This is a genomic window from Paenibacillus solani (assembly GCF_050475945.1).
GTDB classification, from domain to species: Bacteria; Bacillota; Bacilli; order Paenibacillales; family Paenibacillaceae; genus Paenibacillus_AQ; species Paenibacillus_AQ solani_A.
This window is the reverse complement of sequence record NZ_JBCMXJ010000017.1, coordinates 96660-110598: the sequence shown is the minus strand read 5'-3', so window position 1 is coordinate 110598 and position 13939 is coordinate 96660. Positions and strand designations below refer to the sequence as shown.

Below are 13939 nucleotides of genomic sequence, written 5' to 3'. Positions count from 1 at the left end.
GTGTTAGAAGCAATAAAAAGGAGCTGCGCATATAGCGCGGCTCCTTTTATGTCATTTTAAGCTTTCCGCCAATCCTTAATCGCTTTGTGCAGGCGTGACAATGCCTCTTGAACGGTTGCACGCGTGCAGGCCAGGTTCATACGCATAAAGCCTTCACCTTCTTTGCCAAAGGCGGAGCCGCTGTTTAATCCAAGCTTCGCTTGTTGAATCAGGAAGCGGTTTAACTCCTCATGGGACAAGCCCATTCCGCGGAAATCGATCCATAACAGGTATGTGGCTTCCGGAATGACTACCTTAAGCTCGGGCAGATGTTCCTGAGCATAATTTGAAACGAGTTCCATGTTCCCCCGAATATACACAAGAAGCTCATCCAGCCATTGACTGCCTTCACGGTATGCGGCTTCGGTAGCAGCAGCTCCTATCGGGGTAATCGAGCCGAGAGAATAGCGGTTTAGTATTTTACGGAATTTGCTTCGAAGCTGTGCATTTGGAATGATCATGTTCGCCGTGTTCAAGCCGGCGATGTTAAACGTCTTGCTCGGTGCAGTACAGATGATGGAACGCTCAGCGGCATCCTCGGATAGAGCTGCGAATGGCGTATGCGCGCCGAATTCAAACACAAGATCTGCATGAATTTCATCGGATACAACGAGCACATCGTACTCCTTGCAGAGGGAGGCCAGACGAGTCAATTCTGCCTTGCTCCATACCCGTCCCACCGGGTTATGAGGACTGCACAGAATGATCATTTTAACGTTACCAGTAGAGAAGCTCTTCTCTAGATCTTCAAAATCCATGGAGTAGTCCCCATCTTCGCTTAACAGAAGCGGGTTAGGCACTAATTCCCGGCCATGTTCCTGAACGACGCTATAGAACGGCGGATAGACCGGCGTTTGAATGACGATCTGGTCTCCGGGCTGGGTGAATGCATCCACGATGAGGTGGAGCGCAGGGACCACACCAGGGCAGAATTGAATCCAGTCCTGTTGGATCGTCCAGCTGTGACGTTTCTGCATCCAATCGCAAATGGCTTCCCGGTACGATTCGGTCGGAAAGGTATATCCGAATACGCCATGCTCCACCCGTTTCTGGAGTGCCTCTACAACAGCTGATGGTGCGGCAAAATCCATATCCGCAACCCACATGGGCAGTGCATCGGTAACGCCGAAGACGGTGGGGGCATTATCCCACTTCAAGCAAGCTGTACGGTTTCGGTCAATCGCAAGATCAAAATTCATATGTAAATCCTCCTAGATGAATGGTGTTAGCGCTAGGCTATAAATTTGGCTAATGTGATGAGGCCGGTGATCGTAATCACGTTGAGTATAGTTGATATCAGCACTGTTTGTGCAGCAAAGTCTGGCTCATTCTGATATTCTTCCGCCAAAATCGATGAATTTACTCCAACCGGCATTCCTGAGGCAATGATGAGTGCCTGAGCTGGAATGCCCTTTAATCCGAGCAGCAGGACAATCACAATGCCGATGACTGGCGCAACTAAAAGTCGCAGCAGGACGCTGAGGTATACATCGAGCCGGCGCAGATTAAGCGGATATTTGATAATCTGTGCACCGAGCGTCAAGAGAGCAATCGCGACCATGGACTGGTCCGCATACGTCAAGGGCTGCGAGATAAAGACGGGTAGCGGCAAGGATAGGGCATGCAGCACAATGCCCATAACAAGGGCGTAGGGAACCGGCATTTTCAAAAAGCCGATGATCGCCTGCTTATACAGCCCTTGTGTCTTGGCCCCCTGAATAGAAATAACTCCGTACGTGAACGTAAGGAGGCTCTGAAAGGACATGATGAGCGCTTGTACCGAGCCGGCCATCGGGTCACCCTTAAATGCCAGGTCATTAATCGGCAGACCGTAGTTTCCTGAATTATCGAGCAGAAGGCTGTTCGTAAAGGCGGCTTTCATCCCCCGGTTGAATTTGCGCTGTTTGGCAACTAATGTGCTGATCAAGTAGAGGACGCCGATATAGAGAGCATAGAACAGGGCTACCATGCCGAGCAGCTGCGGTGACATGCTGGACTCGTACATACTCATAAATACGGCTGCGGGAGTGATGTAATAAAAATTGATTTTGGCAAGCGTATACAGATCGAGCTTAAAGGCATATTGCATTATGATGCCAAAGCCGATCAGAACAAAGATAGGAAGCACCACTTCAAGTATAATGTCGGCGATCATGCTGTTGTCATCTTCTTTCCAAGAGTGTAGCTTAAGGAGCAGACTTTCGCTCGTATATGACGCCATGTCATTATAACATGACGAGGGATTGTTGACACTTGATTCTGAATGGAAAAAGAATAAGGTTTCTTTGGCTGGACTTCGTTCCGGACCACGCATTCGCGTTTCAAGCATAAAAAAGGATATCCCTTGGCCGATGGCCAGGAATATCCCCGATCTGAACATGTGTTGTAGCTAGGCAGCATCTAATCGATGCATCTTTATTGTGGATTGGTTGTCCAAATCCCGGCGGATTTGACAAATACGCGCTGCGGCAGCTTCAGAGCAGCCAGCACAAGCTCAGCTACGTCTTCCGGCTGCATCATCCGGTCTTCGTCCCCGATCTTCAGGCCTGCGTTAACCGCGAGATCTGTATTCACCGTGCTTGGGGTCAGCGCAGTCACGCGGATGTTGTGCTTGCGCACCTCCTGCAGCACGGCTTCGGTCAGTCCCATAACCGCAAACTTGGATGCGTTATAGGCCGAGCCTGTAGCGAAACCACGTTCACCGGCCGTAGAAGAAATGTTAATGATATCTCCCTTATTCTGCGCAATCATGCCAGGCAGAGCGGCACGAAGCATATGGTAAGTCCCCATTAGGTTCACGTCGACAATGCGTTTCCATGCCTCCGGCTCCATCTCCAACAGATTGCCGAACTGTGCAATTCCAGCGTTATTAATGAGAATGTCCACGGAGCCCAGCTCCATGTTCACTGCAGCATATGCTGCCTCCGCTTCGCTTTGTACGGAAACGTCAGCAATAGCCGCGACGGCCTTCACGCCGTACTGCTCAGTAATCATAGCGCTGAGCGGCTCCAGGTCTGATGCTGTACGGGCAACGAGACCCACATGCACGCCTTCCTTAGCAAGTGCAATCGCTAGGGCTCGTCCAATTCCTTTGCCTGCACCCGTGATAAGGGCTGTTTTATTGGCTAGACTCATATCGATCCGCTCCTTCATATTTCAAATAGAGTTTCGTTGACCAGTATACCCTGTTCTTTAGGCAACCACCAAACGTCTGCAATCCTTTGGAAAGGATTTTGTTATAATCGAGACTGAGAGACTTGCAAACCGAAGAGAATTTTTTCTGGAAGCGGAGGATTTATCTATGCTGAATGCGCTGGACACCATCACTGCCTTTCGCCGAGGGGATGAAACGGTGGTTCAAACCTATCCTTGGCTGACGAAGCTGGTATCGGCCGAGGAACGAATCGTGAATCTGGAACGGATTTCGTCCATTGGGCAATTGGCCGATGCAAACCCGGTCTTGGACTATGTGGAGCGCACGTTGAAAATACTGGATTCGCTGCCGATTTCCTATTGGATTAAAGAGCTGCTTGAAGAAGTGCTGGTATGGGCAGAAACGGCCAAAGGTGGGACTGTGCGGGAACGTCTTCGCTGGCAGCACTCTGAGATCAATATGTTCCTGCATAATATTGGCTCTGCCCAGCTATATGAGCGACATATCCGGGATACTAAGGGCGATTTGACACCTCATGAAAAGATGGTGCATACCCTTATTCTTACCCATGGTCTGGTAGGACAACACATTCGAGGGGAAGTAGCCTTTGAGGAAAACCTGCCGTTGTTGAAATTGACGGAGGAAGGACTGTTGAGTCCGGATGAGCTCATCCGGCTGTTGGTCTCTTTGAACCACTGCATTATCGGTGCGGTATCAGAAGATCTGTGGTATTCCGTTCAGGAGGAGGTAGAGTCGCTAATTCGCAGTCTTGCTTCTGAAATTGTGCCACGTAAATGGACTAACGAAGAACGGCTGCGCCGACTCCGATCGGCTTCCATTGCACGCGGTGAGGATTTTGATAATGTGTTACAAGGAATCCAGAAGGAGGCCGATCTCGACTATGGCCTGAATGGATTTCTGGACATAACGCTCTGGTACGTGGAGGCCGCATTACAGGATTATTCGCTGGAAGAGTTCATGAAGGTCCTTCTGCTTGCTCTCCACTCGGACAGATGGGGAAAAGGTCAGAAAGATGCGGTGGAACAGGGTGACTACATGTCTACAGATCGGGTGAGTCACCTAAGCTTTGAACCCTTGATGAACGATATGTACTACGATTACAAAGGTGTTAAGAAGCTGAATGTATACAAAAAGAGAATGATTGAGCAGTACTTACAACAATTGGATTGGAAAGCTTGTCTTTATGGGCCTGTAATGGCCAATCCGCATTTAACCCATAAGTTGGAACGAAAACCGGAGCTGCCGGATACGGCTTTCTTTACCTTCCAGTTCTCCCAAGCTGCAGAGAAACTTATTGAATTCTGTATCGAAGCGGAGAAGTCTCCCCTCTATGAGAAAGCAGTACTGCTGCTGTTCGACCTCTTCGGTTTGCGGCGGGATGCATACGATCGATTTCATAATGAGGAAAGTTATTTAAGTGATATGAACAGTACAGGAGATTATAAGAAAGTGATTCTGGATTATATCACGGGAACGGTAGTGCTGGATATCGGTCCAGGGGGCGGAGTGCTGCTTGACCTAATTGAGGAACGCCTGCCACATGTGCGGCCTGTGGGGATAGATATCTCCTCGAATGTGATCGAAGCGCTGGAGAAACGCAAGCGACTGGAGCAAAAGGAATGGACGGTAATGAAAGGAGACGCGCTTAAACTCAAGGATTATGTTAAGCCGGGCAGCGTGGATACGGTTATCTTTTCTTCCATCTTGCACGAATTATATTCCTATATTGAGAGGGAGGGTTCCCGTTTCAATACGGCGACCATCGAGGCTGCATTAGCCAGCGCCTACGAGGTGCTCGCACCTGGCGGCCGCATCATTATCCGGGATGGGATTATGACTGAGCCGAGGGACATTTGGAGAAGAATCCGCTTTTTGGAGTCGGACGGACCAGAGTGGTTAAAGCGGTATGCTGCCGATTTCAAAGGCAGAGTGATTACCTACGACCAAGTGGATGAGCTAGAAGTACGCATGCCTGTCAATGATGCGATGGAGTTCCTGTATACCTATACTTGGGGTGCTGAAGCTTATGTTCACGAGGTTCAGGAGCAGTTCGGCTATTTCACTCCTACGGAGTATGTGGAGTGCATCCGCAGGACGCTGGGTACCGAAGCGATCATTCGTGTGCAGCAGCACTTTCTGCAGGAGGGATATACCGAGGCATTGGCTGAGCGCATCGAATTTATGGACGACGAAGGCAGGCCGGTGCCGCTGCCTGACAGTACATGCCTATATGTTATTGAGAAGCCAGCCTGCTTGTAGATACTGCAGCAAGTTGAAACGTAAAGAGGACCCGTACGCAAATATAGCGTACGGGTCCTCTTTTATTTTGCCGGCAAAACCGCCGGGGTATGGTGTCCCATCAATTATTGCTTCTCGGGTTCTGGATAATCCTTGCCAAGCGTATCGACCGTCACTTTCTTCATGACGGGAATCTCAAGCGGCATATCCATCTGATCCCGCTCCAGATTTACGATTTCTTCAGCTGTCTCCATTCCTTCGATCACCTTTCCGAACGAAGCGTATTCGCCATCCAGCGAAGGCGCATCCGCAACCATAATGAAGAATTGGGAACCAGCGGAATTCGGATCCTGGGCTCGTGCCATGGATAATACGCCTGTCGTATGTTTCAGATCATTCTGAAAACCGTTGGATGTAAATTCTCCGGCAATGGCGTACCCGGGTCCACCTGTTCCATTTCCATCAGGGTCACCGCCCTGAATCATGAAGCCAGGGATGACGCGGTGAAAGCCTGTCCCATCATAGAACCCTTTTTTCACCAGGGAGATGAAATTATTGACTGTGTTTGGGGCCACTTCCGGATAAAGCTCCAGCTTAATCGTTTTGCCACTGTCCATTTCAATCGTGACAATCGGGTGACTGGCGTTCGGATCCGGAACATTCTCCTTGACCTCAGTTCCTTTGTCATTCTGACCACATGCTGTCAGCACCAGCAGCAGACCCATCATGACAAACAGGATCGGCATCCAGCGTTTTCTACGCTTCAACATCATTGACTCCTCCTGTGCTATTGCTTAATCAATTATTGCTTGTTTATTCTGTATTCTATCTTATCACAGGTGGACAAGTACTGAAAATCGATTAACAGGAGTATATATGAATCAGAAGCATCTTGCGTCGAAGCATCTAGATAGACAGCCCCGAGCGGAGAGATTAGGAGAGAAACAGGCGTCCAGACTTGTTAACAGACCTGGACGCTGCAGGATAGGAGAGAGCTTGTAAGTGATTTTACTTCACAGGAAAGATACCCTCGACTTTGTTTAAAGGAAGCAGAATACGCGAACGATTCTTGTCCTTTGCGAGCAGCTCGATAAAATCGGACCCGATTCTGACAAGCCGGATTTGGTTGAAGGCACCGCGGGTAAGGAAAGTGGTTCGCACACCTACCACTGTTGTCTTGCCCGGTGGCTTGACATCGAATACGCGAATCGAATTCAGGCTTTGGGGTACGAAGAGTTCTCCATTAACCTTGATGAAATTCTTCGGGAATACCCGCTGTAATCGTCCGGGCTCCAGACCAGTGTTCGGCGCATTGATTTCTACCAGATGTCCGATTAAGGAAGACAAGCGACGCTGCAGTGTAAGTTCATGATTCCGGGGAATTTGCAATCCTTTCATGAGGCATCATCCTTCCAGTTCATATGGTGTAGTGTATGTTGGAAGGTATGACTTAGGTGAAAGAGAAGAATTCCTCATTCACACCATGGAAAATGTGAAATTGATGCTTTAGTCAGATTGTGGTAATTTCCTTCGTCTGTTTCCTGTTTCCTGTTTCTAGTAAAATTTGAATGGTATGACGGCTAGGATGGTATAAGAGCTGATAGCTTGACCCATACTGTTTTACTATAAAGCTGGTTGTATGGGAGGCAAATGGTATGGAAAGAAAAGGGAATGTTTTAACAGCACTCATATGGGGAACGTTGATCGGGATTCTGCTGTGGATGTCGATTCTCGGCTGGTTGGATATCCTCTTTGGGAAATAGAACAAACATACTGAAAATGGAAAGCCCCGCTTCTCTATATAGAAGCGGGGCTTTGGCGATTAGTATTCTTCCTCGTCACCATGACTGCCGTTTAATAGATCAGTCCCATGCATTTGATCGGCCGGGGGCGCGGCGGGATCTACCGGGCTATTCGCTGAAATAACATCTGCATCCGGAACATCCTCCAGCGGCTTATATTCATCTTCAACTGGAGAATAGTTTGTGAAAATGTCCTGATTTAAAAAGGCAGTTCCACTGCCGGTTAATGCAGCATCGGCAGCAACACGTTGATCCGGCTCACCTGCATACTCATCAATGATCTCGTCTCCCGGACGAGTAGGGGGTTCGCCTTCGATAGCCCGCCATTCGCGATCTGTTGCATCATCGGCAATCTGATGAATGCCGACTTCCTCACCTGATAGGCCTTGCTGCGAACGGTCCTCTGGCTTCGCATCTGCTGGGGCTGCTACATTTTGGTCGTATGCGATATGATCAGCCTCCTCACTGCTAAGGCTTTGCTCAGTATACGTATTGACATCTCTCAGGTCATCCTGCGGAATCAGATCTGTATCCTCAAGTTTTCGCTTGGCTTCGAACTCCAAATATGTCAAATCTGCCAGTGTATTACGGTTGTTTTCGTCTCGCATAGCGCTCATCTCCCTTCTTCTAATACAAAAAAAGTTTTCTATACTTCGATTTTACCCCCTCAATCAAGAATGAATCCCGATACCCGAGGTTATAAGAAACCATGCAAGTTTATCCTTCCCTGTCCTTTTGCATATTATGAAATGTTTTGTCATAGAAAAATCGACGATAAATGAGATAAATATGTCAAAATAAATGATTTTATAGGTTTTATCCGAGATATTCAACAATGATATTTTGTAGTGATCCCGCTATAATCGAAAAAGTGACTTAACGGACCGGGACAATTCTGAGAGTGGATTGTCACAATACTAACAATAGAACAGGAAGTGATCAGAACTTTGTTTCAATGGATTAAACAAGGCTTCTTTGGCAACTCACGTAAAGACATTCTTTCAGGACTGACGGTAGCGTTCGCTCTCATTCCCGAAGCGATCGCGTTCTCCATTATGGCGGGCGTCGATCCAATGGTGGGGCTATACGCCTCCTTCGTGATTGCGGTCAGTATTTCATTCTTCGGCGGTCGTCCGGGAATGATTTCAGCCGCTACAGGGGCTATGGCATCCTTAATGGGACCGCTCGTTGCTATGCATGGGATTGAATATTTGTTTGCGGCAACGATTCTGACGGGAATTTTGCAATGGTTAATGGGGATGCTCAAATTCGGGCGCTTCATCACATTTGTTCCGCAGCCTGTCATAACTGGCTTCGTAAACTCGCTGGCCATCATTATTTTTATGGCCCAGCTCCCGAATTTCAAAGGGGAATCATGGCCGATGTACTTGATGGTAATCGGAACCCTGCTCATTATTTACTTATTTCCACTGGTGACCAAAGCGGTTCCATCGGCACTGGTTGCCATCATTGTAATGACCGTCATTGCAGTATGGTTTAAAGCTCCAGTTCAGACGGTAGGGGATATGGGTAACATTACACAGGCTCTTCCATTCTTTCATATTCCCGATGTAAACATCAGCGTGGATATGATAATGACCATATTGCCGATTTCTCTGGCTCTTGCGGTTGTTGGAATGACAGAATCTCTATTGACGGCTTCGCTAGTGGATGAATTGACCGAGACTGATAGTGATAAAAGTCGAGAAATTCGCGGTCAAGGCCTGGCTAATATCATCACTGGATTCTTTGGCGGTATGGCTGGATGCGCTATGATTGGACAGACCGTAATTAATGTGAAATCGGGCGGTCGGACCCGGTTGTCGACCCTGGTAGCCGGTGTATTCCTGCTGTTTCTTATCATTGTGCTCGGGGATGTCGTTAAACAAATCCCGATGGCTGCTCTTGTTGGTGTTATGTTTATGGTGTCCATTGGCACATTCGATTGGGGATCGCTTCGCACGCTTCACCGTGTGCCGTTAGGTGACGCGCTCGTCATGTTGGCAACGGTAATCATCGTCGTTGCGACTCATAATCTGGCAATCGGTGTTATGGTTGGTATCGTGTTATGTGCATTGAACTTCGGCTGGAAAATAGGAAGAATTCATGCCGTGCCGCATATACAGCCAAACGGGTCCAAGGTTTACGTCATCCAAGGTCCCTTATTTTTCGGGACGATGATGAAATTCGTGTCATTGTTTGACGCAGCTGCGGATCCGGCACATATCGTGATTGATTTTTCCAGCTCTCATGTATGGGACCAATCTGCCATGAATGCAATTTCCAAGGTAATCACCAAGTATAGGGAAGCGGGAAAAGACATTACGCTGGTCGGGTTGAATGACGAGAGTCAGCGGATGGTGGATCAACTCGCTTTGTTCTCAAGCTCAACATCATAAAATCGAAAAAAGGGATTGGTTAACCTTAGGGTTAAGGCCAATCTCTTTTTCTATTACCTCGAAGTGATAAAATTTAACAAACAACATAAGGTTTCATGTTATATTGATTGTGAAAGAACACGAAGTTTGTCGAATTATCTGATGGAGAGGGATGGGAGTTGCAATTGACTATATACGGTTAGAGGTGCTGACTAGATGAAGGGTATGATTAAATACATACTTCTGCTTCTGCTGGTCGTGCCGCTGCTGCTTGTATCGACCATATCAATGGGCAAATCGGATGCGAAGAATGTTCAAACCGTGATATCCGATTGGCAGTTCATGTGGGATGACCAACCTGAAGCTTTGATATCCCCGACGATTGTCAGGGATAGGGAGAAAACAGAATGGTTGGCAGGAGCACAGGAGAAGAAGAGACCCCCACAGTATGACGGGGTATATTCAGCATGGAATCGTTTTACCTTGCCTGATCTTCCTTGGAAGCATTCAGCCATTATGATTAATCAAGTTAAAGGACAGGACGTTTTGGCATTTTTGGATGAAGAGCCGGTATATGAAGCCAAGCGAGATTATGGATATACGAATCATGCTCTGCTGATCCCTGTTCATCCGGAGGATGCCGGGAAAACCGTATTTATATGGACAAATGGAACTCATCGTACAATGCCTGGCATCCAAGGCGAGGTTATTCTCGGTGACTATGAGCATTTACAAGGGGTCTTCATCAAGAATGATATGAAAGATTTCATATTGGGCTGCTCATTTCTCATCATTGCAGTGGTTATGTTATTCTGCTGCTTATTCCTTCCAAAGTATACGGTATCCAGCTGGATGTCTTTGAGCGTGGTTATTTTGGCCAGCGGTACTTTGCTTATCACGTATTCACCGTTCCTGTATACTTTTTACAGGGATTTGGGAAAATTGTGGGTGTCATTGTTTGATCTCTCTCTCTTTGCCGTATTACCAGCGCTGTATTACTATTTCGAGAAAATATATGGGCCGGGGCCATATCGTATCCTTCGCTATTTACGAAGATTTCAAGTGGCCTACTCCGGGATTTGCCTGATCTTCTTTGTTGTGAATATATTCGCCCCTCAATCTACTTACGAGGTGTATTATTTTGTTTCGGTCAAGATTCTCGGTATCCTGATTATTCTGGAGCTGCTTCTGTTGATCGGAATTACGATTCTGTATGCTTCCAAACGGAACATGGATGCTTATATTTTCTCTGTTGGATTCGGTATGATGGCAGTCGCGACGGTGGGTGATCTGCTTACCTTTTATTATCGCGGAGGCCATTATGTTTTTGTTCTGTGGAAATGGGGCCTCATTGCGATGATGGTGTCCCTGATCGTAATGCTCGGACGTAAATTTGTCCGCAGTCATGAGCAAGTGCTGACATATTCCCGAAAGCTTGAGATGTTCAATGATGAACTTCAGCGATCGGAGAAGATGGAGGTCATTAGTGAGCTGGCCGCATCTGTTACCCATGAGGTGCGCAATCCGCTGCAAGTGACACGCGGGTTTATGCAATTATTGTCTGAAAACTCCAAGGATAAGGATAGGGAGTATTTTGATCTGGCGCTAAAAGAGCTGGACCGAGCTTCTGGGATCATCACCGATTTCCTTACTTTTGCCAAGCCTGAAATCGAGCATGAGACCAGATTGAATGTGGGTGACGAGCTGAAGCATGTTAGAGGTATCCTGCAGCCTCTGGCGAATCTTAGCGGGGGCACAATTGAACTGGAACTGACTCAGGATTTATTCATGATTGGTAACTCTTCGAAACTAAAGCAAGCGATGATTAATATCGTCAAGAATAGCATTGAGGCTCTGGATGGAGAAGGACTGGTGCGGATATGGGCCTACGCGCGAAATGAAGAAATTATCATTCATATCAAAGACGATGGTATAGGAATGGATAATGAGGACCTTGAAAGACTGGGGGAAGCCTACTTCTCTAAGAAATCCAAAGGGACGGGCCTTGGCCTCATGGTCACCTTCCGGATTATCGAAGCCATGCAAGGGAACATTAACTTTTATAGCAAAAAAGGGAGCGGTACCGAAGTGGTTATTCGCTTTCCATCTATCATGTCAACGAAATCCGAATAGATCTACATCAAGGGAGATGCCGCCGCATCTCCCTTGATTGCATGCTATCAGAAAATTTATCATTTTTACGGAATTTAGAAGGTAGAAGGTTTTGCTGCATCGAATAACTGAGTAAGAGTTCCACCCATTATAATGTTTGAGGTGCGTCAATGAGGTCTGGATGGAGAATCGCCGTGTTCCTGATCATCGTTATTGCTTTAAGCCAGGGGTTCCCCAGGTATGTCATTGCAGTTGAAGAAACGGCAGCCCAGTCAGCGATTACGGAGTGGAGCATCCTCTGGTCTGAATCCAAGATGATCCCCGACAACGTCCCTGCCCAAGGGGAAGGCTGGACGGAAGCTTCATCAGGAACCTTTGAGCCTTTTAAGCCGTATGGCAAGGCAAGCGTTTGGGTTCAGATGAAGATTCCCGAGAGTAATTCAGCATCTCCGGGTCTGCTGATTGATAAGCTGCAAGGGAAACAAGTTGCAGTTTATGCAGATCATGTGAAGATTTATGAATCTACCCGAACTTACAACTATGAGCTGAACTACATTTTATTGCCGCTGCATAAGGAATTGCTAGGTAAGGATCTGCATATCTGGCTTGAAACCCCAAAGGATCATGTAAACGTTGAAGGTAAAATCTTTGTCGGGGAATATCATGATCTGCTGAACCGGTTTGTTAAGTCGAACATGGCGGATATCATTCTCGGCAGCGCCTTCATATTTATTGCTATGTCGATGATGATCTGTGTTTTTTTTCTTAACAGGAAGTATGTGTACGCCGTACTGTCGTTATCTTTCGTTATTTTATCGGTTGGTATATTAATTTTTACTTACTCCCCTTTTCTCTATACGATTTTTAATGAGCACGGAAATCTTTATACCCTTTTATATGACTGCTCCTTATTTATTTTAATGCCTTCGATAATTCTCTTTTTTGAAATCATCTTCGGATCAGGCTGGAAAGGAATATTACGAACCGTTCGTAAAGTCCAAATCGCCTACTCTCTGTTCTGCGTGCTCTTGATGCTTGTCAACCAATGGACTTCGAATCAATGGTTCGATGTGTATTATTTCTTCTCGGTTCAAGTTATGGGGATTGCCATAGCCATTCAATTCTTATTACTGATTGTGAGCTCCTTATATTATGCCGTTAAGGGGAATAAGGATGCCGTTATTTTTAATGCAGGCTTTGCCGTGTTCGCAATCATTAGCATAGGGGAACTGCTGCAATATATTATATCCCGGGGCAGCTACAATTTCTTTTTGTGGAAGTGGGGAGTTGTTAGTTTTATTATTGCGCTCATCATCATTCTTGGACGGCATTTTGCCAACAACCATAAACAGATACTGCAATATTCCAAGGAGCTTGAGATGTTCAACAACGAGCTACAGCGTTCAGAGAAAATGGAAATTATCAGTGAGCTTGCGGCTTCGGTGGCCCATGAAGTTCGCAATCCGCTGCAAGTAACCCGAGGATTCCTACAGCTTCTTACTGGCAAAGCCCAGGCAGCAGAACGTCAGTATTTGGAGCTGGCTCTGGTAGAATTGGACCGGGCATCCGGCATTATTACGGATTTCTTAACCTTTGCCAAACCGGAAGTCGGCAAGGATACGGTGTTATCAGTTTCTGAGGAATTTAAGCATATCGAGGGCATACTTGGCCCGCTAGCTCATCTGCAAGGTGGCAAGATTACCGTCGATATTCCAGAGAATATTATGATTCGGGGTAATTCCTCGAAATTCAAACAAGCCTTCGTCAACATTGTGAAGAACAGTATTGAGGCGCTCGGCGAAGAGGGAAAAGTTCATATTCGTTGTTATCGTCAACAGAATCAGGTGTTTATTCATGTTGTGGATAATGGAGAGGGGATGGGGCCGGAGGTGTTAGCTCGGCTTGGAGAGCCCTATTTCTCCAATAAAACGAAGGGAACCGGCCTTGGTCTGATGGTTACCTTTCGAATCATCGAGGCCATGGATGGAGATATTTATTTTACGAGTAAACAAGGAGTGGGGACGGATGCCGTCATTACACTTCCGGCAGCTGGCGAATAATTCGCCAAGCTGCGGGAGGGGATGACTTGCCATCGTCCTTATATTTTTTTTCTTCACTTTGTTTGATAAGGGAGACTGACGTTTAAGTTTAAAATGTACTGTGATCTATGAAAATGACCAAGTAGGAGGTAATTC

At 46.9% G+C, this 13939-nt stretch carries 10 protein-coding genes; 4 read left to right on the top strand and 6 right to left on the bottom strand.

The window, feature by feature from the left end; genetic code table 11:
* Nucleotides 1–56: 56 nt before the first annotated feature.
* The 3 genes from ABEQ74_RS22415 to ABEQ74_RS22405 all read right to left on the bottom strand — a co-directional run bounded on the left by ABEQ74_RS22415 (nt 57) and on the right by ABEQ74_RS22405 (nt 3174).
* Nucleotides 57–1238, bottom strand: a complete 1182-nt coding sequence (locus ABEQ74_RS22415) for a MalY/PatB family protein (protein WP_430124372.1) — start codon at nt 1236–1238, stop codon at nt 57–59.
* Nucleotides 1239–1270: 32 nt separating this feature from the next.
* Nucleotides 1271–2194: an AEC family transporter gene (locus ABEQ74_RS22410; protein ID WP_430124371.1), complete on the bottom strand. Its 924-nt coding sequence runs from the start codon at nt 2192–2194 to the stop codon at nt 1271–1273.
* Nucleotides 2195–2454: 260 nt separating this feature from the next.
* Nucleotides 2455–3174, bottom strand: a complete 720-nt coding sequence (locus ABEQ74_RS22405; protein WP_430124370.1) for a 3-ketoacyl-ACP reductase — start codon at nt 3172–3174, stop codon at nt 2455–2457.
* Between the two features lie 166 nt (nt 3175–3340).
* On the opposite strand from ABEQ74_RS22405, the gene ABEQ74_RS22400 reads away from it, so the two are divergent.
* Nucleotides 3341–5473 (top strand): class I SAM-dependent methyltransferase, encoded by a 2133-nt coding sequence (locus ABEQ74_RS22400; RefSeq protein WP_430124369.1) that lies wholly within the window; start codon nt 3341–3343, stop codon nt 5471–5473.
* 104 nt (nt 5474–5577) lie between these two features.
* Here the strand turns inward: ABEQ74_RS22400 and ABEQ74_RS22395 are convergent, their stop codons facing one another.
* The 3 genes from ABEQ74_RS22395 to ABEQ74_RS22385 all read right to left on the bottom strand — a co-directional run bounded on the left by ABEQ74_RS22395 (nt 5578) and on the right by ABEQ74_RS22385 (nt 7862).
* Nucleotides 5578–6222, bottom strand: a complete 645-nt coding sequence (locus ABEQ74_RS22395) for a peptidylprolyl isomerase (RefSeq protein WP_430124368.1) — start codon at nt 6220–6222, stop codon at nt 5578–5580.
* 238 nt (nt 6223–6460) lie between these two features.
* Nucleotides 6461–6850 carry a hypothetical protein gene (locus ABEQ74_RS22390; RefSeq protein ID WP_430124366.1) on the bottom strand — a complete coding sequence of 130 codons (390 nt, stop codon included), beginning with the start codon at nt 6848–6850 and terminating at the stop codon, nt 6461–6463.
* A gap of 424 nt (nt 6851–7274) precedes the next feature.
* Nucleotides 7275–7862 (bottom strand): hypothetical protein, encoded by a 588-nt coding sequence (locus ABEQ74_RS22385; RefSeq protein WP_430124365.1) that lies wholly within the window; start codon nt 7860–7862, stop codon nt 7275–7277.
* Between the two features lie 339 nt (nt 7863–8201).
* Between ABEQ74_RS22385 and ABEQ74_RS22380 the strand changes: the two genes are divergently transcribed.
* The 3 genes from ABEQ74_RS22380 to ABEQ74_RS22370 all read left to right on the top strand — a co-directional run bounded on the left by ABEQ74_RS22380 (nt 8202) and on the right by ABEQ74_RS22370 (nt 13804).
* Nucleotides 8202–9653, top strand: a complete 1452-nt coding sequence (locus ABEQ74_RS22380) for a SulP family inorganic anion transporter (protein WP_430124364.1) — start codon at nt 8202–8204, stop codon at nt 9651–9653.
* 195 nt (nt 9654–9848) lie between these two features.
* Nucleotides 9849–11765 (top strand): ATP-binding protein, encoded by a 1917-nt coding sequence (locus ABEQ74_RS22375; protein ID WP_430124363.1) that lies wholly within the window; start codon nt 9849–9851, stop codon nt 11763–11765.
* Nucleotides 11766–11914: 149 nt separating this feature from the next.
* Nucleotides 11915–13804 carry an ATP-binding protein gene (locus ABEQ74_RS22370; protein ID WP_430124362.1) on the top strand — a complete coding sequence of 630 codons (1890 nt, stop codon included), beginning with the start codon at nt 11915–11917 and terminating at the stop codon, nt 13802–13804.
* Nucleotides 13805–13939 lie beyond the last annotated feature (135 nt).